This window comes from Ramlibacter sp. JJN2-2R (assembly GCF_057747835.1).
Window position 1 is genome coordinate 2,529,144 of sequence record NZ_CM173226.1, and the last position, 22,613, is coordinate 2,551,756.

21 protein-coding genes and 1 tRNA gene are annotated in these 22,613 nt (G+C 71.3%); 8 read left to right on the forward strand and 14 right to left on the reverse strand.

What is annotated here, in order from left to right; genetic code table 11:
* Positions 1 to 1,163 precede the first annotated feature (1,163 nt).
* The 3 genes from AC3ANR_RS12320 to AC3ANR_RS12330 form a co-directional block, all read right to left on the reverse strand.
* The gene (locus tag AC3ANR_RS12320) at positions 1,164 to 1,817 is read right to left on the reverse strand and encodes a hypothetical protein (protein WP_488288403.1); all 654 of its coding nucleotides are present in this window, start codon (positions 1,815 to 1,817) and stop codon (positions 1,164 to 1,166) included.
* 18 nt (positions 1,818 to 1,835) lie between these two features.
* Positions 1,836 to 1,912, reverse strand: a tRNA-Arg gene (locus AC3ANR_RS12325).
* 57 nt (positions 1,913 to 1,969) lie between these two features.
* The gene (locus AC3ANR_RS12330) at positions 1,970 to 4,618 is read right to left on the reverse strand and encodes a bifunctional acetate--CoA ligase family protein/GNAT family N-acetyltransferase (RefSeq protein WP_488288404.1); all 2,649 of its coding nucleotides are present in this window, start codon (positions 4,616 to 4,618) and stop codon (positions 1,970 to 1,972) included.
* 165 nt (positions 4,619 to 4,783) lie between these two features.
* Between AC3ANR_RS12330 and AC3ANR_RS12335 the strand changes: the two genes are divergently transcribed.
* Both AC3ANR_RS12335 and AC3ANR_RS12340 read left to right on the forward strand, forming a co-directional pair.
* Entirely contained in the window at positions 4,784 to 5,881 is a 1,098-nt protein-coding gene (locus AC3ANR_RS12335; RefSeq protein WP_488288405.1) for an ATP-binding response regulator, read from the forward strand.
* A gap of 95 nt (positions 5,882 to 5,976) precedes the next feature.
* Positions 5,977 to 6,405: a universal stress protein gene (locus tag AC3ANR_RS12340; protein ID WP_488288406.1), complete on the forward strand. Its 429-nt coding sequence runs from the start codon at positions 5,977 to 5,979 to the stop codon at positions 6,403 to 6,405.
* Between the two features lie 15 nt (positions 6,406 to 6,420).
* Here the strand turns inward: AC3ANR_RS12340 and AC3ANR_RS12345 are convergent, their stop codons facing one another.
* A complete protein-coding gene (locus AC3ANR_RS12345; RefSeq protein ID WP_488288407.1) occupies positions 6,421 to 7,755 on the reverse strand; it encodes a family 8 glycosyl hydrolase in 1,335 nt (444 codons plus the stop codon).
* 756 nt (positions 7,756 to 8,511) lie between these two features.
* Positions 8,512 to 8,862 (reverse strand): hypothetical protein, encoded by a 351-nt coding sequence (locus AC3ANR_RS12350; RefSeq protein WP_488288408.1) that lies wholly within the window; start codon positions 8,860 to 8,862, stop codon positions 8,512 to 8,514.
* Positions 8,863 to 8,996: 134 nt separating this feature from the next.
* Here AC3ANR_RS12350 and AC3ANR_RS12355 point away from each other — a divergent pair, with 134 nt between their 5' ends.
* Positions 8,997 to 9,245 carry a DUF3297 family protein gene (locus AC3ANR_RS12355; RefSeq protein ID WP_488288409.1) on the forward strand — a complete coding sequence of 83 codons (249 nt, stop codon included), beginning with the start codon at positions 8,997 to 8,999 and terminating at the stop codon, positions 9,243 to 9,245.
* Between the two features lie 19 nt (positions 9,246 to 9,264).
* On the opposite strand, the gene AC3ANR_RS12360 is transcribed toward AC3ANR_RS12355, so the two are convergent.
* The 4 genes from AC3ANR_RS12360 to AC3ANR_RS12375 are packed head-to-tail and all read right to left on the reverse strand — an operon-like array spanning position 9,265 to position 12,427.
* Complete coding sequence (locus AC3ANR_RS12360) at positions 9,265 to 11,517, reverse strand: alpha,alpha-trehalose-phosphate synthase (UDP-forming) (protein ID WP_488291800.1); 2,253 nt, start codon at positions 11,515 to 11,517, stop codon at positions 9,265 to 9,267.
* Positions 11,518 to 11,519: 2 nt separating this feature from the next.
* Positions 11,520 to 11,780 carry a DUF5985 family protein gene (locus AC3ANR_RS12365; protein ID WP_488288410.1) on the reverse strand — a complete coding sequence of 87 codons (261 nt, stop codon included), beginning with the start codon at positions 11,778 to 11,780 and terminating at the stop codon, positions 11,520 to 11,522.
* 1 nt (position 11,781) lies between these two features.
* A complete protein-coding gene (locus tag AC3ANR_RS12370) occupies positions 11,782 to 12,042 on the reverse strand; it encodes a DUF5985 family protein (protein ID WP_488288411.1) in 261 nt (86 codons plus the stop codon).
* 7 nt (positions 12,043 to 12,049) lie between these two features.
* Positions 12,050 to 12,427 carry a hypothetical protein gene (locus AC3ANR_RS12375; protein ID WP_488288412.1) on the reverse strand — a complete coding sequence of 126 codons (378 nt, stop codon included), beginning with the start codon at positions 12,425 to 12,427 and terminating at the stop codon, positions 12,050 to 12,052.
* 358 nt (positions 12,428 to 12,785) lie between these two features.
* Between AC3ANR_RS12375 and AC3ANR_RS12380 the strand changes: the two genes are divergently transcribed.
* Entirely contained in the window at positions 12,786 to 13,304 is a 519-nt protein-coding gene (locus AC3ANR_RS12380; protein ID WP_488288413.1) for a MarR family winged helix-turn-helix transcriptional regulator, read from the forward strand.
* Here AC3ANR_RS12380 and AC3ANR_RS12385 read toward each other — a convergent pair.
* The 4 genes from AC3ANR_RS12385 to AC3ANR_RS12400 form a co-directional block, all read right to left on the reverse strand.
* On the reverse strand, positions 13,301 to 14,722 hold the full coding sequence (locus tag AC3ANR_RS12385) for a chloride channel protein (protein WP_488288414.1): 1,422 nt from the start codon (positions 14,720 to 14,722) through the stop codon (positions 13,301 to 13,303). The genes AC3ANR_RS12380 and AC3ANR_RS12385 overlap by 4 nt on opposite strands.
* Positions 14,723 to 14,849: 127 nt before the next feature.
* Complete coding sequence (locus AC3ANR_RS12390) at positions 14,850 to 15,116, reverse strand: DUF5985 family protein (protein ID WP_488288415.1); 267 nt, start codon at positions 15,114 to 15,116, stop codon at positions 14,850 to 14,852.
* Position 15,117: 1 nt separating this feature from the next.
* Positions 15,118 to 15,381 carry a DUF5985 family protein gene (locus tag AC3ANR_RS12395; protein ID WP_488288416.1) on the reverse strand — a complete coding sequence of 88 codons (264 nt, stop codon included), beginning with the start codon at positions 15,379 to 15,381 and terminating at the stop codon, positions 15,118 to 15,120.
* A complete protein-coding gene (locus tag AC3ANR_RS12400) occupies positions 15,378 to 15,770 on the reverse strand; it encodes a hypothetical protein (RefSeq protein ID WP_488288417.1) in 393 nt (130 codons plus the stop codon). The genes AC3ANR_RS12395 and AC3ANR_RS12400 overlap by 4 nt, the downstream gene beginning before the upstream one ends.
* Positions 15,771 to 15,993: 223 nt before the next feature.
* Here AC3ANR_RS12400 and AC3ANR_RS12405 point away from each other — a divergent pair, with 223 nt between their 5' ends.
* Both AC3ANR_RS12405 and AC3ANR_RS12410 read left to right on the forward strand, forming a co-directional pair.
* The gene (locus tag AC3ANR_RS12405; protein ID WP_488288418.1) at positions 15,994 to 16,632 is read left to right on the forward strand and encodes a nucleotidyl cyclase domain-containing protein; all 639 of its coding nucleotides are present in this window, start codon (positions 15,994 to 15,996) and stop codon (positions 16,630 to 16,632) included.
* A 61-nt stretch (positions 16,633 to 16,693) separates the two neighbouring features.
* The gene (locus AC3ANR_RS12410; protein ID WP_488288419.1) at positions 16,694 to 17,638 is read left to right on the forward strand and encodes a 1-phosphofructokinase family hexose kinase; all 945 of its coding nucleotides are present in this window, start codon (positions 16,694 to 16,696) and stop codon (positions 17,636 to 17,638) included.
* Positions 17,639 to 17,642: 4 nt separating this feature from the next.
* On the opposite strand, the gene AC3ANR_RS12415 is transcribed toward AC3ANR_RS12410, so the two are convergent.
* Positions 17,643 to 20,906: an ATP-binding protein gene (locus tag AC3ANR_RS12415; protein ID WP_488288420.1), complete on the reverse strand. Its 3,264-nt coding sequence runs from the start codon at positions 20,904 to 20,906 to the stop codon at positions 17,643 to 17,645.
* 137 nt (positions 20,907 to 21,043) lie between these two features.
* Between AC3ANR_RS12415 and AC3ANR_RS12420 the strand changes: the two genes are divergently transcribed.
* Together AC3ANR_RS12420 and AC3ANR_RS12425 are read left to right on the forward strand one after the other, a co-directional pair.
* Positions 21,044 to 21,682 (forward strand): response regulator, encoded by a 639-nt coding sequence (locus AC3ANR_RS12420; protein ID WP_488288421.1) that lies wholly within the window; start codon positions 21,044 to 21,046, stop codon positions 21,680 to 21,682.
* A 125-nt stretch (positions 21,683 to 21,807) separates the two neighbouring features.
* Positions 21,808 to 22,605, forward strand: a complete 798-nt coding sequence (locus AC3ANR_RS12425) for a helix-turn-helix domain-containing protein (RefSeq protein ID WP_488288422.1) — start codon at positions 21,808 to 21,810, stop codon at positions 22,603 to 22,605.
* Positions 22,606 to 22,613: the final 8 nt, after the last annotated feature.

Consider the following 22,613-nt stretch of genomic DNA (forward strand, 5'->3'; position numbering starts at 1 on the left):
CGTGTGACTGCCTTTTAGGAGGTTCAAGCTATGGCTACGATTAAGAGCTCTGCCCTTGTTCTCATTGCAGGCCTTACTGCATTGCCATCGTCTGCTCAGCAGGAGCAGCCATCGATGTCGTGCATTGCCAACCAAACGCCGAAATCAACGCTAACGCCCCCGCGCGTTGAGCCTGCTGCGGCCAACAATTGCAAGGTCTGCGCCAACATTCGCTTCACGATGGCTCATTGCGGACAGACGCAGTATCAGTGGGTGACCGTCGGGCCGGGCGGCGTAGGTAAAGCAAGCTTCACTTGGAGCCCGTCCTGCGGGAATGCAGTCTCGGGAGCGGACCAAGTGAAGGCATGCTAATGAACCAGCACCTCAATGGTTAGTCCCTGAATGGGCGGCGGTCGTGGTCTTGCCCTATGGTGCCAAGCCCGCTGACCGGCCGCTCACCGTTTGATCGCCGCGAGTAGCTGGTTAATGCACTCTCCGAATTGCTGGAGTGTGCTTTCGCTGCGAATCGCTCGATTCCGTTGGGCCTCGCCTTCGCATCAATAACCCGTAGGTCCAGTGGGATCCGCACATCCAGCCCAGTTGAAGTGCCGCTGTAATTCACGGCAATGGAGTCGCTGCCGGCTAGGATGTCGCCTAACAGCCCAGCGACTTGTTTGTCGACCTTGATGGCGAAGACACCGAAGCCCGGCGTGTCCGCTATTTGATTGCCCCCGACGCTTTGCGCGGTGCTGCCGGCCGGACTTGAGGTGCTGGGCGGCCGTCTCCGACTATGTAGCGAGCACGCTCTCGGCTGGTCACGGCAAGGCCTACGTGGCCGACGTGTGCGCGGACCATTCAAACCCTCTCTCAAGCGCGCGCCCCAAGAAATACTCCACGTCACAGTCAGCATGAGGGCAGCTTCCTGCACAGACCTGTGGAAGGCAGTGCTATGCGAACTCCAAGCCACCGTAAGCGAAACCGGGATGCCGTGGCGGCTTGTGAGCTGAGGACTTGGCCTGCCCGGATGGACTCGAACCACCCGACCTGCTGCTTAGAAGTCCGAATTGTCCCTCTACGGCCCAGGCACTTGTGAGCGTGGATGAGGATCCATTTCTTATCCAGGGTGCTGAGAAGAAGCGCTTCGACATACCCGCGTCAGGCAGCTGCTCTATCCACTTATTGCCTCATTCGGCAAGTTGCATCGCCTGTAGCTTTCCTCGGATCAGGGCCTCGACAGCGATCTGCGAGCGATTTGCATCGAGAACGGCGGCATCACGCGTGGCCCCCACAAGCGCCGGGCTTCCGGGCGCGATGTGTGCAAGGAAATGCCTAACCACAGCTTGACGAAGAGCGAAGAGCACTTGCTGTTCTTCCGTAGTCAAGAAGACGCCTAGCGCGTTCTCCGCCTCCGCTAGCGAATTGATTCGGTTCAGCAGACGGCTCTGCTCCTGGAGTGTCTTGAGATTGGGGTCTATCTGTGCCGTCGACGCTAGGTCGTTCTTCAATCCATTCGAAGCTCGGTGATAGCCGTCAAGGGCTAAGAAGCGCTTCTCGAGAATCTTGACTGCGGAGGTTTTCTTGACCTCCTGAGCCGCCTTCACCCGCTCGGTCTCGGCAATAAGAGACACCTTGTAGGCCTCAAGTTCCCGCCGGTACTGAGCTTTAGCTGACTCGAGATCGCGCTGATATTGCGCTTTGCTCGCCTCGAGGTCGCGATTCAGCCACTGCGTGATCTGGCTACGGCCCAGAAAACCAACGACTGATAGCAGGACCGCTGTACCGGCAGAACTAGCCGCGACAGTCCACAGCCAAGCCATCAGGCCGGCGCCATCCTGCATGAGACCTCCTCGTCTTATTGGCCTGCCCGGAGGGATTCGAACCCCCGACCCGTGACTTAGAAGGTCACTGCTCTCTCCAACTGAGCTACGGGCAGTCGAAGGCATTATCGCCGCGGTAGGGCGCGCTATACAGAATGCCCGCCCCGCGGCGCTCAACGCAAGGGCAGGCGCAGCGTGAGCGTGCCCTCGGGGCCCGGTGCGACGCGAAAGCCGCTCGCGCGCGCCAGCGCCGCCATGCCGCGGTTCTCTTCGAGGCACTCCCCCGCCAGCGTGGCCGTGCCGCGCGCGCGCAGGTAGGCCGTCATCTTGGCCAGCAGCGCGGTGCCCAGGCCGCGGCGCTGCCAGTCGCCGGCCAGCAGGATGGCGAATTCGGCCGTGTCGTTGTCCGGGTCGCACACGGCCCGCACTTCGCCCACCATGCGCTCGCCCTCCAGGGCGACGAAGGTCATCTCGCGCTCGTAGTCGATCTGGCAGTACCGGGCCAGCTCGGACGTGGGCACCTCGCGCCGCGTCATGAAGAACCGCAGGCGCCGGTCGGCGTCGCTGGTGGCCTCGTAGAAGGCACGCAGGCGCGCCCCGTCCTCGGGCCGGATGGGCCGCACGGCCACGGGTTGGCCGGCGATGACGAAGGTCTCCTCGAGCTCGCGCGGGTACGGCCGCAGGGCCAGGCGGCTGCCCTCGCCCGGCCTCGGCCGGCGCAGCTTGACCCGGGCGTCCACCGCCAGCGCGCCCTGCGCGTCCACGAGCAGCGGGTTGATGTCCAACTCCGCCACGGCCGGCAGGTCGCACGCGATTGCGGCGACGCGCTGCAGCACGTCCAGCAGCGCGGCCTGGTCCACCGGCGGCCGGTCGCGAAAGCCCGCGAGCATCGCCGAGATGCGCGTGCGCCCCACCAGCTCGCGGGCCAGCGGCACGTTGAGCGGCGGCAGCGCCAGCGCGCGGTCCTGGCGCAGCTCCACCGCCGTGCCGCCCTCGCCGAACAGGACCACCGGGCCGAACACCGCGTCGTCCGCGATCCCGGCGATCAGCTCGTAGGCGCCGGGCCGGGAGGCCATCTCCTGCACGGTGAAGCCCTGCAGCTGCGCCTCGGGTTGCGCGCGCCGCACCGCATCGAGCATCCGGGCGGCGGCCGCGCGCACCGCATCGGGCGAGTCCAGGTTCAGCGCCACGCCACCGGCCTCGGACTTGTGCACGACCTGGGGCGAGCGGATCTTCAGCGCCACCGGCCGGCCGATGTCGGCGGCGATGCGCGCCGCCTCCTCCGCATCGGCGGCCGCACGCGTCGCGACCATGCGGATACCGTACGCCGACAGCAGCGCCGCGCAGTCGTGCGCGGGCAGCCATACCTCGCCGGCATCGAGCGCGCGTTGCAACAAGGCAGCGGCGGCAGCCACATCCGGTGCCGCCTGCGGCGGCCGCGCGTCGGGCAGCTGCAGCAGGTCCGCCTGGGCCTGGTGGTAGCGCACCAGCTGCTGCCAGCCGGCCACCGCCCGTTCGGGCGCATCGAACGTGGCGACGCCCGCGTGCTCGAAGGCGTCCACGGCCGCTCGCACCGCGCCGCCACCGAGCCAGCACCCCAGGACCGGCTTGCAGGCGACCGTGGCCTGCGGCAGGCAGGCGCGGGCGATCGCCTCGGCGGGAACGATGGCCGTGGGTGCATGCATGAAGAGCACGCCATCGACCTCCGGCGCCGCAAGCAGCACCTCCAGCGTGTGCACGTACCGCTCCACCGGCGCGTCGCCGATGATGTCCACGGGGTTGCCGTGCGACCAGGTGGCCGGCAGGCGGGCGTCGAGCGCGGCGCGCGTCTCGGGCGACAGGGCCGCCAGGTTCGGCGCATCGAGCGCGTCGGCCGCGAGCACGCCGGCGCCGCCGCCGTTGGTGAGGATGGCCAGGCGCGGACCGCGCCAGTGCTGCACGCGCGCGAGCGTCTGCGCCGCATCGAACAGCGCCTCCAGCGTCTCGACGCGCAGCACGCCCGCGCGCCGGATCGCCGCATCGAACACCGCGTCGGAGCCTGCCATCGCGCCGGTGTGCGAAGCCGCGGCGCGCGCTCCCGCCGGCGCGCGCCCGGCCTTGACCAGGATCACCGGCTTGTTCCGGCTCGCCGCGCGCGCGGCGGACATGAACTTGCGGGCCTGGCGGATCGACTCGACGTACATCAGGATCGCCCGCGTCCCGGCGTCGCTGGCGAGGTAGTCGAGCACGTCGCCGAAGTCCACGTCCGCGCCGTCGCCCAGCGACACGTAATGCGAGAAGCCGATGCCCCGGCTGCCGGCCCAGTCGAGCATGGCGGTGGCCAGCGCGCCGGACTGGGTGACGAAGGCGAGCTGGCCGGCCAGCCCCTGCGAAGGCGCGAAGCTCGCGTTCAGGCCGATTCCCGGCACCAGCAGGCCGATGCAGTTCGGGCCCAGGATGCGCAGCAGGTGCGGCCGGGCCGCATCGAGCATCGCCTGCTCGATCGTCGTGCCGGCCTCGGTGCGCTCGCGCAGGCCGGCCGTGAGGACGACGGCGGCCCGCACGCCGCGGCGCCCGCAGCGCGCCACCAGGCCGGGCACGGTCGGCGCCGGCGTGCAGATGACGACGAGGTCGGGCACCTGCGGCAGCGACTCCACGTCGGGGTAGACCGGCACGTCCCCGAGCGACTGGGCCCGCTGGTTGACCGGCCAGGCCGGGCCGCGGAAGCCACCCTCGCGCAGGTTCTTCCACACCACCGAGCCGACCGAGCCGGGCCGGTCGCTCGCGCCGATGACCGCCACGCTGGCGGGCTGGAACAGGGCTTCGAGGTGGCGGACGCTCATGAGGTGGACGGCTGCGTGGTGAAGCTGCCATCATGGCGGCGCGGCCCGGCGCGCGCCTTGAGAAGGGTCAACGCGGCGGGCCGGGCGCCGGGGCCGGCCACCCCGCGCGGCCGGCCCGGCCATCCGGGGGCACGGCCTGCCCCGCTACACTGCCGCCCTCGCGAGATGCCCGTGCCGCCTGCCACCGACGACCTGCCCACCATCCACCTGCTGTGCGTCGAGGACAACCCCGACGACGTGGAACTGCTGGGCCTGGCCCTGGAGCGCGCCGATCCGCGCCGACGCTACGTGCTCGAGCGCGTCGACGACGCGACCGGGTTCGCCCACGCGCTCGATCACCCCTTCGACGCCATCCTCTGCGACTTCAACCTGCCGCGTTTTTCGCCCTACGCGGCGCTGCAGATCCTGGTGGCGCGCCGCTGCCCCACGCCGCTGGTGGTCGTCACCCGCGCGATCGGCGAGGAAGCCGCCGTGCACGTGCTGCGCTGCGGCGCCAAGGACTACGTCACCAAGGACCGGCTCGGCACGCTGCCGCAGGTGATCGACCGGGTCATCGAGGAGCGCCGCCGCGTCGCGGACCAGGAGCGCATGGCGCACGAACTGGAGTCGGCGTACGCCCGGCTCAAGCTGCTGTCCTCCCGCCTCGTCGCCACGCAGGAGCGCGAGCGGCTCGCCATCTCGCGCGAACTGCACGACCACCTGGGGCAGACGCTCACCGGCATGGTGATCCACCTGCACGCGGCGCAGCGCGCCACCCAGCCGGACTCGGCGCGGCGCTACACGCAGACCGCGATGGAGATGGCGCAGGAGGCCGTGGACCAGGTCAAGACGCTGTCGTTCGCGCTGCGGCCGGCGCAGCTCGACCTGCTGGGCATCGTGGCCGCCGTCCACAGCGCCGTGCAGCGCCTGGCCGAACCGGCCGGCCTTCGCTTTTCCGTCACCTCGCGCGGCACCGAACCCGAGGTGCGGGACGAGACCGCCTCGGTCGCCGTGCGCCTGGTGCAGGAGGCGCTGACCAACATCGTGCGGCACGGCCAGGCGAGCCAGGTGCGGGTGCGCCTGCGCTTCCTCGCGCAGCGGCGCATCGGCCTGCTGGTCGTCGACGACGGGGTGGGCTTCGACAAGGCCAAGGTGCTGTCGGGCCAGCCCAGCAAGCACAACGTGGGCCTGTACGGGATGATCGAGCGCACCGAGCTCGTCGGCGGCCGGCTGCACATCCGCACGGCCCCTGGGCGGGGCGTCGCCGTCCGCGCCATCCTCTAGCGCGGCCGCGGGTCCAGGCACGGCCGTTGACGGCCGTCAATTCGCCGCCTGCGCAGCTTCCTAGACTGGGATGGTCACTCCAAGGGGTAGCAACCATGTACAAGCGCATCCTGGTCCCCGTCGACGGCAGCGAGCCGTCCAACAAGGCCCTGGCCTCGGCCGTGGCCCTCGCCCGCGAGGGCGGCGGGCAGCTGCGGCTGCTGCACGACTTCGATGCGATGGCCTATCTCACCGGCTACGAGGTCACGCCGCAGGTGCTGGACGAGGCCCGCGACCAGGCGCAGCGGGTGCTCGACGACGCCCGGGCGGTGTGCCAGGAGGCCAGCATCGCCTGCGACACCAAATGCGTCGACGTCCCCGGCCGAAGGCTCGGGGACGTCGTGGCCGACGAGGCCAAGGCCTGGGAGGCCGACCTCGTGGTGCTGGGTACGCACGGGCGGCACGGCCTGAACCGCCTGCTGCTGGGCAGCGGCGCCGAACAGGTCATCCGGCTGGCGCCGGTGCCTGTCCTGGTCGTGCGCTGAACGGCGTGGAGCCGCTTACGGGTTCCACCAGTTGCCCGACGCCACGATCATCGGGATCAGCATCAGCTCGGCGTCGTAGTAGTCGGTCGTGAAGTTGCTCGACGTCCAGTTCCACAGGCTGTCCAGGAAGGACTGGAAGCTGCCGTCCACCATCGCGCCGCCCAGCATCGGGCCGATCATGCCCTTGGGCGGGTAGCTGCGGTCCATCGCCACGCCGTCCAGGTGGTAGCCCGTGGCGATGTTCGCCGGGTTGCCGCCGCAGTCGGACTGGATGAAGCTCGCCAGGCGCTGGGTGATCGCCTTGATGCGGCCGTCGCCGGAGGTCACGAAGTCGGTGCCCAGGCGCCACGGGTTGCGCTGCGCGTTGGCGTAGTAGAAGCCTTCGGTGTCCACGCCGTCACCGATGAAGCCGTGCGACGGCTCGGGGTTGTCGGTGTTGGTGTTGATGATGAAGTCCGGCATCAGGCCGCAGTTGGGCGAGTACGCCTGCTGGATGTGGTCCAGCAGCTGGCAAGCGCGGTCCACCGCCATGTCCCAGAAGCCGTCGCCGGTCGCGCGCTTGAAGGCGCGGAAGTGGCCGGTCATGTAGTCGGACGTGCGGTTGTTGTTGGGGTTGGGCAGGCCCTTGGTCGCGCCGTCCGGGCGCATGTTGATCGACTTGAGCGCGTTGACGGTGGCCACGCCTTCCTGCTTGTAGTTCCACTTGCCGGAGGAGCCCCACTGGCGGTCGGCCATCAGCAGCGCCATCGCGATGTCCAGGTCGCCGTCCATGGCGTTCCAGCCGCCGCCGGCGGCGTCGCTCGACGAGCCGTCGATGTTCAGGCGCCAGTCCATCAGCGCGGCACCGCCGGACGAAGCCGGGTAGCCGTAGGCCGGCCGCGCGCGCACGGTGGTGAGCAGCGCGTCGAAGGTGGCGCGGGCGTCCGGGTCGTGGCCCGCCATCAGCACCGTGATCAGCATGCCGTAGCCCATGCCTTCCGACACGGTGAGCCACTGGCCCGAGTTGCCGAACTTGATGGCCTTGCCGCCCGGCACGGTGGGCACGTCCACCACGGCGCGAGCCTTCCAGGCGTCGTAGAAACCACGCAGGGCGTTGTCCATCTGTGCCTTGCCCACGCTGGGCTGGATGCCGCCGACGTAGGCGTCCAGGCGTGCACCGAAGGGATAGGCGACGTCCGGCCGGGCGGCAGCCACGGCAGGAGCGCTGCTCACGCCGGTGGCGATCTCGCCACCGCCGGTCGCGCCGGCCGCTGCCACCTCGGCGCCGCCACCACCACCGCCGCCGCAGGCGGTCAGGGCGAGGGACATCGCGGAAGCAGAACCGGACAGGAGGAACAGGCGTCTTTTCATCGTTTCAACAACTCATCTGAAAGGGCCTCGCTCCGCAATGGCTGCGGCGGCTCGGCCTGTTGGCAATGGCAGCTGAGGCGTGGATCGCTCCGACCCGGGAAGACCGCTGGCCCGCTGTGTTGTCGGGGCCGGTGCGGCCGGGCTACGGAGCCGGCCTCAGCAAGAGCAGCGAATGTAGTAGGAGACGTCCGACATTCCGGTCGGCACACGCCTACATTCGTAACGAGATCCGGCGCACTGATGAGCGGCTGAGCCACGATTGCCTGCGCGACAGTCCGCAGTGGCCGCGCGCGATGCTCGACCATGGGAAAACAGCTGAGAACGGGGAATGCGCCGAGGCTCGGCAGGCGCGATCACGGCTGGGGCACTGCGCTCGAGCCAGGATGAGGGTGCCTCGACCATGGATGCCCCAGCCATGTCGTCGCAAAGCCCTGCCTTGAAAGTTACGACTGCAGATGCCTTCGCGAGGCCCTGGAGGCCCAACGGCAGAGCTACGAAGCGCGTCCGTGGGGACGTGGATGGCGCAATCGCGCGCTCACGAACGGTCGAATTCGGAGCCCTTGCCCGGTCCGATGGCCCCACTGACGGCCGCGGCGCTGCAGGGCACAGGGCGAATCGCGCGCGTCGAACGCCAACTCGCATCGCTGCCAGTTGCCAATGGTGGAAAGGAGGCGCGACGCGCCGCTCGCTACGCAGGACGCGCGCGAGGCGACGCGGGGACGGGCAAGGCGGGTCGGAGCGCCGGCCGGTGCGCCGTCAGGGCGTCTCGGTGGTGACGTTCACCGCGTCGCCGGTGTGTGCATCGAGTTCGATGCGCAGGAGCCGAACGACCGGCCCGGCGGGCAGGTCGCGCGGCACGCGATCGCGGTCGGCGTAGACGTTGCCGATGCCCAGGCCGTCGTGGCCCTCGCGGTACACCGGCAGCCAGGCGATGACGGCCCGCGGCTTGAGGCGAAAGCGCAGGCCGGGGGCCGCGCGCACGAGCGTCGCCACGGCCACGCCGGGGTCCATGTCGGTCCAATTGCCCTCGCCGGGCGTGACCTGGACCACCTGGCCATCGAGGACGGCCCGGATCAATTCGGCGTTGGGAACGGTAGGCTGGACCACAGGCGCATGGTGCGACAGTTCGGGCGTGCCGTGGGGCGCCGGCGCCGCATGGCCGGGCCGGGACGGCCGTTCCTGCGGCATTTGTCGCACGCCAAGCCCAGCCGTGCGTCCGCGGTTCTGCACAATGCGGGCCCATGAACGAGCAAGACAACCGCCCCGCCCTGCCCGACCGCCTGTCCATCGACCCGCGCAGCCCCCACCACGTGGCCGCCGTGTTCGAGCACGACGTCGGCATCCGGTTCAACGGCAAGGAACGCCACGACGTCGAGGAGTACTGCATCAGCGAAGGCTGGGTGCGCGTTCCCGCCGGCAAGACCGTCGACCGCAAAGGCCAGCCGCTGATGATCAAGCTCAAGGGCCAGGTCGAGGCGTTCTACCGCTGAGCCGGCCACCGGCCGCCCGCTACGGACGCGTGTCGTCCGGGCCGCGGTGCCGCTGCACGCGCAGCGACACGCGCTCGCGCAGGCGCCAGCGCGCGGCGTCGGCCAGCATGCGGCCGGCCCAGCGATAGACGTTGAACTCGCGCACCGTGCTGCGCAGGTTGGCCATGCGTTCGCGCTGCTCGCCCTCGGGCATGGTCAGCGCACGGTGCAGCGCCTGAGCGACCTCCTCGACGTGGTACGGATTGACCACCAGCGCTTCGGGCAGGTCGCGCGCCGCGCCCGCGAAGCGGCTGAGGATGAGCACGCCCTGCTCGTCGTCGCGCGCGGCCACGAACTCCTTGCTCACCAGGTTCATGCCGTCGTGCAGGCTGGTCACCAGGCAGGCGTCGGCCGCCCGGTAGAGCCGGGTCACCGCGTCATGCTCGTGGTGCTGCGCAAGCAGGCGCACCACGTTGCCGCCGGGACCGCTGAACCGCTGGTTGATCCGGTCGGCCACGGCGCGGATGCGCTGCTGGAACGCCTGGTACTCCTCGAGCATCGCCCGCGTGGGCGCCGCGACCTGCACGAACGTGAAGCGCCCGCGCCACTCCGGGTGCAGCTCGAGCAGCCGCTCCACCGCGTGCAGCCGCTCCAGGATGCCCTTGGTGTAGTCGAAGCGGTCGACACCGACCGCCAGCCGGTGCTCCGGCGGGATGCCCAGCTCCTTGCCCACCAGGCGCCGGCACTCGGCGGGGGTCGGCCAGGCCCGCACGGCGTCGGCCGTCGGCCATTCGATGGAGATCGGATAGCTCTCGATGAACGTCTGCTCGCCGCGCAGCGAGATCGTCGAGTGTTCGTGCTCGATGCGCGCCTCGAGGTAGCGGTCCACCGTCTCGATGAAGTTCTTGCAGTGCGTGGGCGTGTGGAAGCCCATGATGGTGCTGCCCAGCATGCCTTCGAGCAGTTCCTCGCGCCAGGGGCAGATGCCGAACGACTCCGGGTTCGGCCAGGGGATGTGCCAGAACGTCAGGATGGTCGCGCGCGGCAGCTTGCGCCGCACCATCGCCGGCAGCAGCGCGAAGTGGTAGTCCTGCACCAGCACGACGGGGTCCTCGCCGCGGGCCTCGGCCACCACCGCGTCGGCGAATTGCTGGTTCACCGCGCGGTACTGGCGCCAGTCCTCCTCGCGGAACACCGGCCGCACGTGGGCCACGTGGCACAGCGGCCACAGGCCCTCGTTGGCAAAGCCGTAGTAGTAGCCCTGCTCCTGCTCGGCCGTGAGCCAGATGCGGCGCAGGCGGTACTCCTCGTGGCCCGGCGGCAGCGGCACGCGGTCGTGGCGGTCCACCACGTCGCGGTCCGCGCTGCCGCCGCCGTGGGCGATCCAGGTGCCGGAGCAGGCCCGCATCACGGGCTCGACCGCCGTGACCAGGCCGCTGGCGGGCCGGCGCACGAGGATCGAGCCATCGGGGGCGCGGTCGTGGATGTAGGGCTCGCGGTTGGAGACCACGATCACCTGGTCGCCGCGCAGCTGCGTGCGCAGCAGCGACTGCAGCCGCGCGGCGTCCCAGCCAGCCTCGTGCGTGGCCGCCCGCCGGTATTCGTCCTCGAGGTCGCGCAGGCGCGCCCGCACCTCGGCCGCGAGCGGCTCGAGCTCGCCCGCGCCCGACTCCAGCGGGCGCAGCAGCCCCTCGCCGCGCAGCAGCGCGCGTGTCCCGCGGACCCAGCCGCGCCAGCTCAGCTGCGCGACGGCCATCGTGACCAGGGCGATGATCACGCCCATGCCGGTGATGAACAGGATCAGGTAGCGCTTGGTGTCCTGGCTGCGCCGGTCGATGAAGCTCAGGTCGTGCAACAGCACCAGCTTGCCGACGGGGCCGGATTCGGCCTCCATCGCATGCACGCTGACGTGCACCGGCCCGCCCTCGACACGCAGCTGCGGATCCGCGTCCGCGGAGATCCGCTCCGAATCCGCGCACGTGATGTCCTTGGGGAAGGTCGGCGTGCGCACCAGCATCTCGCCCAGCGGGGAGCACCAGCCGATCGCCACCATGCGCTCGTCCTGCAGCGCGCGCGCGAACAGCGCCTGCAGCTTGCGGCCCTTGGGATCGCGCAGCGCGTCGGCCACCGACTCCGACAGGGTGTTGGCGACCAGCGCGCCGCGCATGTTCAGGTCGCGCGCGAACCAGCGCAGCGTCATCCGGTCCAGCAGCGGCAGCGCCAGGTAGGCGGCGGCGGCCAGCACGAGGACGAGCGGCAGCAGGAATCGCAGCTGGAGCGTGAGGTTGCGCATGCTCACCGGGCCGGCCTCCGGTTCTTCTGCCAGATGGCGACCAGGATCATCGCGTAGGCCAGCAGCCGCACGATGTAGAACACCGGTTCGTCCTCCGCGGCATGCGGCAGCAGCGCCAGCCCGACGCGGTCGATCGCCTCCAGCGCGAAGGCCGCGGCGAACAGCAGGAAAAAGCGGTCGCCCGTGTGGCGCCAGAAGCGCAGGAAGAACAGGGCGGCGATCGTCGCCCCGGCGGCGATGGCGCCCATCAGCAATTGCTCCAACTCAGTCCTCCTCCGTGACCAGGCCGTAGAGCAGCAGCGCCACGGCGAGCAGGCCGGTGCCGTGGCGCCAGTAGCGCAGGTCGGCCTCGACCGCGAACACCACCTTGTCCAGCACCAGCAGCACGTTGTTGACGGTCAGCAGGACGAAGCACCAGGTGGTCCAGAACAGCAACCGGGATCGCGCGCGCCGCTGCGCACGTCCCAGGAACACGACGCACGCCAGGCAGGTCAGCGCGCACAGGGTGTAGATCAGGCCGGCCATTCGTAGTTCATCTTTTCCAGCGGAAGGCGTCGGCGAATTGCAGCGCCCGCTTGTCAAGGTGCGAGTGGATGAGCTCGGTCACCCCCAGCAGATTGGCCGAATAGGTGGCTGCCAATGCGTCGATCAGCTCGCGCAGCGCCTGTCCGGACGGCTCATAGCGGTAGCGACCGTCGCCGGTGCGCGCCGCGATGCCCGACTCGCCCAGGGCCTGCAACAGCTCGCCGGCGTGGGCATCGCTGATGTACAGGCGCCGTGCCGCGCGCGCGGGATCCCACGCCTGGGCGGCCTCGGCCCGCAGCAGCAGCAGCGCCTCCAGGTACGGGACGGACGGGATGCTGGTGAGGACGAAGCGGCGGACCTCGTCGGGGACGGGCGATCTCGTCATGCGGGTTCGTGGCGCGGGGCGAGCCCCGCGCGTTCAAGGCCGGCCCGGCCGGCATGCTGCGCGACCCAGGGTAAGGTCGGCGGCGCGCACGGGCGCACGCGCATGCAGCCGTCCAGCCCACCCCCGGGCAATCCCCGACCTTCGCATTTGGACAAATGCATTAGCATGACGCCGCTGCGCCTCGAGCGATGGGCCGCAGCGGTTTCCTTGATTTCCCCTGGGACTCCACTTGTCCGGGAACGGACGGCCCCTTCGGGGGCTTTTTTTTGCCCGCCCTGCCCTGCGCCGGCGACGACCGCGCAACCCGCCGCGTCGCGCACCCGCCGACCGTCGGGGTGCCCAGGCCTATGATTCCGGCATGACTTCCGCCAAGAGGCCGGCCCGCGACGCCGCAGCCGACCCCGAGCCACTCGCCGAGCCCGCCACGCGGGTCCTGCGCCGCTTCCGCATCGTCTTCAACGCGGTCAAGAGCCACTTTCGCGCCGTCGAACGGCGCGCCGGCATCGCGGGCGCGCAGTTCTGGGCACTGAGCGTGATCCGCGACCGGCCCGGCATCGGCGTGGGCCAGCTCGCGCAGGCGATGGACGTTCACCAGTCCACCGCGAGCAACCTGCTCAAGCCGCTGCTGGAACAGGGCTTGGTCGTGTCCGACCGGGCGCATGCCGACAAGCGCCTGGTGCGGCTGCAGCTCTCGGCCGCCGGGGCCAAGGCCATCAGGAAGGCGCCCGGGCCCTTCACCGGCGTGCTGCCGCAGGCGCTGTCCCAACTGGACGAGCGCACGCTGGCCCGCCTGGACAAGGACCTCGGGGCGCTCATCGCCCTGCTGGGCGCCGACGAGCGTTCGGCGCGCACGCCGCTGGGGCATTCGGACCACTAGGTGCCGCCCCCCGGGCGTCCGCGGCAAGCCTCGTCGGTGGCCTGCGCCGCTTCGTCCGCCCGCGGATCGCGCGCGTCCAGGGCCGCATCGATGCGAGCCAGCTGCGCGGCCGCCAGTGTCCCGTACAGCGGCCGCGCCAGCCAGCGCGCGATCAGGCTCGCGCCCAGCGTCCCTGCCATCAGCGTGAGCACCATCGCATGGCCATCGACCATCTCCATCACGATGATGAAGGCGGTGACCGGCGCCTGCGTGAGCGCAGCCAGGAAGCCGGCCATGCCCAGAGCGATCAGCGCTGCCGATTCCGGGCCCACGCCCGCAAGCAGCGCCACGTCGTTGCCCAGGCCGGCGCCGATGGCCAGCGACGGCGCGAACAGGCCGCCCGGCACACCGGACCACACCGCCAGCCACGTCGCGACCAGGCGCAGCGTGACGTACAGCACGGGGACCTCGGCATGGCCCTCGACCAGCTGGCGGGTGGTGAGGTAGCCACTGCCGAAGGTGGCTCCATGGCTGGCCAGTCCGATGACGGCGATGCCGAGTCCGCAGGCGGCCGCGAACAGGACCGGATGGCGCGACCGCCAGCGGTTGACGGGGTGCGCGGCTCCGAGAAGCGACGCCTGCAGCAGGCGCGAGAACAGCCCGCCGAGCAGCCCCGTGCCGACGACCACCAGCAGCGCCGGCCCCGCAAAGGCGAGCGTGAGCGACGGCACGCGGATGACGCCGAAGTAAGTGGCGTTGCCGAACACGGAAACGGCCACCAGGCCCGCCAGCACGATCGCCACCACCACCAGCCCGCTGCTGCGCTGCTCGATGCGCCGGGTGAGCTCCTCGATCGCGAACATCACGCCGGCCAGCGGCGCATTGAAGGCGGCCGCGATGCCGGCCGCGCCCCCGGCCACCAGCAGTCCGTGCGGGGTGACGGAGGCGCCCTCAGGCAGCCAGCGGCGCGCGTGGTGCATCACGCCGGCGGCGATCTGGACCGAGGGACCCTCGCGGCCGATGGCCAGTCCCCCCAGCAGGCCACCGGCGGTGAGCAGCATCTTGGCCACCGCCAGCCGCAGCGACACCAGGCGATGCCGCGCTTCCTCGGGCACGGAGCGGTGCAGCGCGGCCATCACCTGGGGAATGCCCGAGCCCGACGCTCCCGGAAACGCACGCGCCGTCACCCAGGCCAGCGCGGCGCACAGGAGCGGCGTCCAGGCGAGCGGCAGCAGCGGGTGCGCCGCCACCACGCGGTTGAACGTGCCCAGCGCCCAGTCGCTCAGCCACGTGAAGGCGACGATGCTGGCGCCGGCCAGGGCGGCGTAGGCCAGGACGACCACCCGGCCGACCCATTCGCGGCCGTTCGCCAGGTCACGGCGCAGTGCCTCCAGGACATCGGGCTGGGCATGGTGGCGGGACGGTGGAACGCGTTGCATCGAACCACCGATTGTATTTGTCCAAATTGAATCGCGGGCCGCACGGCCCATGGCCCCGGTGCGGCCGCCCCGTCAGCCACGTTGCGGGCTCGACCGCCCCGGGGCCGGGGCCGCAGCCCCGCGCGCATCAGCCGGGCTTGCGGTTCTTCTGCCAGATGGCCACGAGGATCAGGCCGTAGGCCACCAGGCGCACGAGGTAGAAGACCGGCTCGTTCTCGCTGGCGTACGGCACCATGGCCAGGGCCACCCGGTTGGCCGCCTCCATCCAGAACGACGCCGCGAACAGCAGGAAGAAGCGGTCCCGGGTGTGCCGCCAGAAGCGGAAGAAGAACAGGCCCGCGACCGCCCAGCCGGCGGCGATGGCGCCCGTGAGGAGGTTGTCGATGTTGTCCACGTCAGTCCTCCTCCCAGATCAGGCCGAAGAGCAGGAGGAGCACGGCCGCCAGGGCCAGGGCCAGCCGCCAGGTCTTGAGGTCCACCTCCACCGGCCAGATCACCTTGTCCAGCACCAGCAGCACGTTGTTGGCGGTCAGCAGCAGGAAGCACCACGCGCTCCAGAACAGCAGCCGCGAGCGGTTGGCCGTGTAGCCGCGCCAGAGCAGGACCATGCAGGTGCAGCTGGTCAGCGCGCACAGCGCATAGATCAGGGATGCCATCATTGCTGCTTGTCCTCCTTGCGCCAGCGGAATGCATCGGCGAACTGGCGGGCGCGCCGGTCGACGCGAGAGTGGATGAGCTCCGTCATCGCCATCAGCTGGCTGCCGTAGGCCTCGGCCACCTGCTCGAGCAGCGAGCGCAACGTCTCGTCCGCGGGCCCGTAGGTGAATGCGCCGGCCGCAGCCGGGGCCGCCACGCCCGCTTCGACCAGCGCCTGCAGGAGCTCCGCCGCGTGGGCCTCGGACGTGTACAGGCGCCGTGCCACCTGCGGCGCGGTCCAGGCCCGAGCCGGCTCGCTTCGCAGCAGCAGCAGGGCCTCGAGGTAAGGCACCGACGGGATGCTGGCGAGGACGAACCGGCGGACGTCGTCGGAGATCGGGGGCTTCGGCATGGAATTTCGGGAGGGCCAGGCTGCGCGCGTGGCGCAGGGACCCGACTGCAGAGTTACTGTACCGAAAGACGAGTCCCTTGTGGGCTCATCCGCAGCCAAATCACGAGCGACGGACGCGAGACTAGTGCTTCCCGGTTAGGGAAATCGCTGCGCGGGCCTGAAAGAACTCCCGTGCGCGGCACGGTCGCGTTCGGCGGACACTGGCTCATCCATCCGGCCGCCTATGCACCCCGCGCCCTTCCCCACCTCCACCCGCGCCCTGTTGCTCGAGGCCCTGTCCTCGCGCGTGCTGCGGCACCTTCCCCTGTCCGCGTGGCGTGAACTGTTCCTGGACGACAGGCGCGATGGCCGCATCCGCTTCGACTCGGTGCGGGTCACCTGCATCTCGGTCCATGTGCCCTACGGCACCGGCCATGCCGGCCACCTCGGCGGCTTCGCCACCGCGCACGGCGGCGAGGCCGATCCGTGGCCCGAGGGCGATGCCCTGCTCTGGTTCAGCCAGCCCGCGAAGGCGCTGGCCGCGGCGCTGGAGATGCACGAGTTCCTGGCCCCGTCGGGCGTGCAGATCGGCATCGCCTGCGGCCTGTGCGCGGTGGCCACCGTGCAGACCGAGCGCGGCGCGCAGCGGACGCTGCTCGGCGCGCCGGTGGAGCGCGCCGCGGCCGAGGGCGCGACCACGCCTTCGGGCACGATGCGCATCACGCCCGAGGCCTTCATGTCGCTGGAGCCGCTCGTCGACGCCGTGCCGCGTTGCGTGGTCTCCACCGAGTTCGACGGCGACGGCATCGCGGCGGTGTCGCTGGTATTCACGCCCACGCCCACCGCCGGGCTCAGCTCCTTCGCCGGCCTCGGGCTGGTCTGACCGCGGCGCCACCGCGAGGTATGCTGGCGCGCGCCGCGGCCGCCCCGCGGCGCGAACGCCGATGGCTGCCCTGCTCACCTTCACGATGAATCCGGCGGTCGACGTCTCGACCGCCACCGACCGCCTCCTCGAGGGGCACAAGATGCGCTGCGAGGCGCCCGCCGTCCACCCCGGCGGCGGCGGCATCAACGTCGCGCGCGTGCTGCACCGCCTCGGCGCCGACGTCCGCGCCTTCCATGCCGCCGGCGGGCCGACGGGCGAGCGGCTCGCGAGCCTGCTCGCCCAGGAGGGCCTGCCCTCCACCCGTTTCGCGATCGCGGGGGACACGCGCGAGAACGTCACCGTCATCGAACGCGCCACCGGGCACGAGTACCGGTTCGTGCTGCCCGGCCCGTCGTGGCGCGGTGCCGAATGCGAGGCCTGCCTGCGCGAGTTGCTGGACCTGGCGCCCCGGGGCGGCTGGCTCGTCGCGAGCGGCAGCCTGCCGCCGGGCGTGCCCGACGACTTCTATGCACGGCTCGCGCGCGAGGTGCGCGCGCGCGGAACGCGCCTGGCCATCGACACGTCGGGCGCGCCGTTGGCCGCCGCGCTGCAGGCGGGCGTCGACCTATGCAAGCCCAGCGCCCGCGAGTTGCGCGAGTTCACCGGCGAGCCGCTCGCGACGCCGGCCGAGCAGCTGGCCGCCTGCCGCCGGCTCGTCGCCCAGGGCCGCGCGAGCTGGGTGGCGCTGTCGCTGGGTGCCGGCGGTGCGCTGCTCGTGGGGCGCGGCGAGGCCTGGCAGGCCGATGCGCTGCAGGTGACGATCGCGGGAACCATCGGCGCCGGCGACAGTTTCCTGGCCGGCGTGCTGTGGGCCCTGCACCGGGGCGAGCCCGCGCGCGACGCGCTGGCGATGGGCATGGGCGCCGCGGCGGCGTCGCTGCTGGAGCCGGGCACCGCACTCTGCCGCCCCGACGAGGCGCTGCGCCTGCGCGGCGCGGTGCGGGTGCGCGAAGCGCCGCCCTGACGGCCTAACCGAGCTCGGCGAGGTCGGCGGATTCGAGCGGCACGTTGCCGCCCCGGGCCTTGGCCGGCGACGCCTGGCTGGCCCAGTCGAGCCGCACGGTGCAGCCCAGGCCGCTGCGGCACTGGAATCGCAGTTCGCCACCGATCGCCCGCGCCCGGGCCCGCATGGACCGCAGGCCGACGCCGGCATGCGCCTCGGGCAGCGGATCCCACTTGCATCCCGAGCCGTCGTCCGAGATGCTCAGCCGGAACTGCGCGCCGGCCTGCACGAGCCGGATGCGCAGCACGCCGGCGCCGCCATGCCGCAGGCTGTTGGTGGTGGCCTCCTGCACGACCCGGTACAGGTGGGTGCCGATGTCGGGCGGGATGCGGTCGAAACTGCCCCGGGCGCGGACCGTGCAGGCGACCTGCGCGCTGTCGGACAGCTGCTGGGCGAACTGTTCGAGCGCCTGCAGCAGCGCGCCGGGATCGCTGCCCACCGGCATCATCCCGCGCGAGATGCGCCGCACTGCCTGCGACAGCCCCGCGATCTGCTCCTGCGCCTTGTCGAGCAGCAGCGCCGGGCGGTCGGCCGCCACCATCAGCCGCGCGCTGCCCAGCAGCAGCGACACCCCGGCCAGCGACGAGCCGACGGCGTCGTGCAGCTCGCGCGCGATCTCGGCCTGGTGCGACTCGAGCTCGCGCAGCAGCGCGTTCTCGAAGTCGTGGGTGACGCGGCGCAGTTCCGCATGCGCCCGCAGCAGGGCCGCGCGCGAGCGGGCCTGCTCCGTGACGTCGCGCAGGATGATGGTGATGAAGAGCGATCCGTTCGAGTCGACCAGCCGCGACAGCGAACACTCCACCGGGAAGGACTCGCCCGTCACGCGCTGGGCGAAGCCGCCGACCGGCCCCGGGCCACTGCCCGCCTCGGCGCCACCCGTGCGCAACGCGTCCAGCTCCCGCAGCAGCGCCCCGGGCTCGGCACCCAGCAGCTTGCGCACGTCATGCCCGGTGACGTCGGCCGCGAGCCGGCCGAATACCGCCTCGGCCGCGTCGTTGAACAGCACGACGCGGGCATCGGCATCGACGACGATGATCGCGTCGCGGGCGTTCCTCAGGATCTCGGCCAGCCGCTGCTCGCTGCTCTCGAGCCGCTCGCGCGCCCGCGCCCGGTCGCTCACCAGCCGCTCCACGCGCGCGCGCAGCACGGCGGGGGCGAAAGGCTTGGCCAGGAAGTCCTGCGCGCCCTCCTGCAGCGACGTGGCCTGCAGGGCGTCGTCGGCGCGGGCGGTGAGCAGCAGCACCGGCACGTCGTCCATCGACGGCAGTCCGCGCAGCGCGTCGACCAGCGCCGTTCCCGACATGCCGGGCATCATCACGTCGGTGATCACGGCATCGGGCCGGTCCTGCAAGGCCTTCTCGAAGCCCTCGCGCCCGTCGTAGGCGCGCGTCACCCGGTAACCGTCGCCCAGCGCATCGACGATGAAGTCGTTCATGTCCGGATGGTCTTCCACGACCAGCACGTGTGGCCGGTGGTCCACGGCGGTGACCTGGCCACCCCCCGCGATGCGGCGGGGCAGCGTCAGCTCCGCGCTGGTCCCCATCGGCTCGCCCAGCAGCTGCCTGGCATCGGCTTCGCGCACCGCAGACCCGGCCGGCGCCCGCAGGGGCAAGGTGACGACGAAGCGGGCGCCGCCGCCGTCGGCATCGCCCACGCTCACCGCGCCGCCGTGCAGCTCCACGAACTCCTTGACGATCGCCAGCCCCAGGCCGGTGCCCGCCTGCACGGTGGGCCCGTCGCCCTCGGCCTGGCGGAACCGCTCGAAGACGGCGTGCCGCAGGGCCGGCGGGATGCCGGGCCCGGTGTCCTCCACCACCAGCCGGGCCTGGCCCGGCGCCTCCTCGAGCCGCACCCGCACCATACCGCCGTCGGGGGTGAAGTTGAACGCGTTCGACAGCAGGTTGAACAGCACCCGCTCGATGCGCGGCACGTCGAAGTCGGCTTGCAGGCGCTCCGGGGTGCGCACGTCGAGCACCATCGACCGCTCGCGCGCCATGCAGCCGAAGTGCGACGCCGTCAGGCGCACCACCATCGCCAGGTCGGCCCGCACATGGCGCACCCGCAGGACGCCGGCTTCGATCCGGGCGACGTCCAGCAGGTCATTGACGCGCCGCAGCAGCGCGCGGGCGCTGCGCTGCACGACCGCGAGCTGCCGGCGCACCTCGGGCTGCAGGCCGGGGTCGCCCAGCAGCCGGTCGACCGGGCCGAGGATCAGGGTCAGCGGCGTGCGCAACTCGTGGCTGACGTTGGCGAAGAAGCGCGTGCGCGAGGCGTCGGTCTGCCGCAGCTGGGCCATGAGGCGCCGTTCGCTGCGCACTCGCCGGCTCACCACCACGCTCAGGATCGCCAGGCCCAGGGACGCCGAACCGCACAGGCCTGCGTACAGCGCGACGGTCCGGTGCCACGCGGCCAGCAGCACGGGCATGGCGACCGAATACGTGATGTAGACGGGGTAGCCCTCCAGCTTGCTGTAGCCGATGATCCGCGCCGTGCCGTCGACCGCCGATCGCGCCTCGAACACGTTGCGCACCGGGTCGCGGGCGATCGACTGCATGAAGCCCGAGTCCGGCGGCAGCGGCGGCGTGTTCACGGCCACGTTCGGGTAGCGCGCCAGGAAGGTGCCGTCGGCCCGGACCAGGGCCGCGGTCGACCCGAGCTGGGGCGCCAGCGCCTGCCAGTTGCGCTCGAAGTAGTCGGTGTAGATCGCCGACGTCGCCACGCCGGTGAACTCGCCGTCCTCCTCCAGCCGGCGGGCCATGACGAACTGGCGCCGGCCGCTGGTGCGGCCGATCTGGGGCTGCGAGATGGCCATCGGCTCGGCCGGGTTGTCGCGCAAGGCCCGGTAGTAGTCGCGATCGGCGATCAGCCTGCCGGAGGGCAGCGGGCCCTGGTCGCTGGATGCGACCGGGCGGCCGTCGGCGTCGAAGACCCAGAGCGATTGCACCGACGGCGAGGCGCGCGGGATCTCCATCAGGTAGCGCTCCAGCGCCGCCGGGTCGGCCCGGGCGACGGACCGCCGTGCCCGATCGGAGTCGACGACGTGCGCCAGCGCGGCGGCGTTGAGCTCCAGGACCTTGAGGGAATGTTCCTGCAGGATGGCGGTCGTCTGCCGGACCTGGCGGTACGCTTCGAGCTCGACGGACTGCCGGCTGTGCCAGGTCAGGAAGGCGAACAGGGCCGCCGGAAGGGCGATCGACGCGGGGAGCAGGATGCGGGTGGCCCTCAACATGGCACCCAGCATGCTTCATCCGGTCGAGCCTGACCAGCGGGGATCCCACGCTCCCGCCGGGGCGGATTGATTGCAATCAAGTCACTGTCGCGTACGCTACCGCAGCCGGCCACGGCAGGCCGCAAAGTTGGAGCAGCATGGCGCCATCCGTCCTGATCATCGACGACCACGACATCGTGCGGTTCGGCCTCGAAACGCTGGTGCTCGGCTGTCCGCAGCTGCGCCTGGTGGGCAGCGCCGGCACCCTGCGCGAGGGCCTGGACCTCGTGCGGCAGCACCGGCCCGACCTGGTCGTCACCGACATGGGCCTGCCCGACTCGTCCGGCCTGGACACGGTGCGCTCGGTCGTCGAGGCGCAGGCGCCGCGCCCCGTGCTGATCGTGACGATGCAGGACGAGATGCTCTACGGCGAGCAGGCGCTGGCGCTGGGCGCGGCCGGGTTCGTCGCCAAGGACAGCGCCCATGCGAGCGTCATCTCGGCGGCGCTGGCCGTCCTGGACGGCCAGACCTGGGCCAGTCCACGGCTCAATGCGCGCATGGTCAATCGCCTGCTGCGCCGGCAGCCGGCCAACGCGGCCGCGGCCGGCCAGGCGCCGCTGACGCTGCGCGAGCTCGAGGTCCTGCAGCAACTCAAGGGCGGGCGCACCACCAAGGAGATCGCGTCCGAGCTCAACCTGAGCATCCGCACCGTGGACCTGCACCGGGCCACCATCAAGCGCAAGCTGGGGCTGCGCACCGGTGCCGAGCTGATCGCCTACGCATCCAGCCACCTGTGACGCCCCCGTGACGCCGCCCGAGCGCAGGGAAGTACGGGCGAGGGGCAGGTAGAACTACAGGGGTGGGCCCCCAACCCCGGCCGCATCATCGTTCCTCATGACCCGACAGGGTCGAGGAGCAGTGGATGGGATTCGACGCCAGCAGGGAGGCGCTCTTGGAGTGCGCGCCCGAACACGACGATGCCGCTCCCCCGCGCCCGGCGTGCCGCAACTGCCGCGCCAGCGAGCGCTGCCTGCTCGCCTCGTCCGCATCCGCCGGCACGACCGCCACGCCGCTGATCGGCCGCCGCCGCCTGCACGCGGGCCAGACGCTGGTGCATGCGGGCCAGCCGGGCGACTTCGTGTTCGTCGTGCGCGCCGGCACGCTCAAGACGACCGTGATGTCCGCGGACGGCACGGAGCATGTCACCGCCTTCCACCTGCAGGGCGACCTGGCCGGAGCCGACGCGCTGGCAGCGCAGGGCCATCGCGGCACCGTGGTGGCCCTGGAGGATGCCGAGGTGTGCACCGTGCCGGTCGCCGCGCTGGGCGGGTGCGACGCCGGCGGGGCGGCGCGCGCCGACCGCCTGTGGCAGGCGCTCGCGGCACAGATCGTGCGCGACCGCCAGCTGATGGCGGTGCTCACCGCGCGCCGCGGCGAGGATCGCGTCGCCGCCTTCCTGCTGGAAGTCTCGCGCGGCATGCTGGAGCGGGGCTACTCGGCCCGCGAGTTCCACCTGCGCATGCTGCGCAGCGACATCGCCAGCTACCTGGGCGTCACCATCGAGACGGTGAGCCGCTCGCTGTCGCTGTTCGCCCGCAAGCGGATCATCGACGTGCGCAAGCGCCACGTCCGAATCCTGGATGCCGACGCCCTCGCCCGCCATGCGCCCTGGGCGGCGGGCGGCAGGGGCGGCGCCGCGCTGCGCGTCGCGAACGCGTGACGACCGCG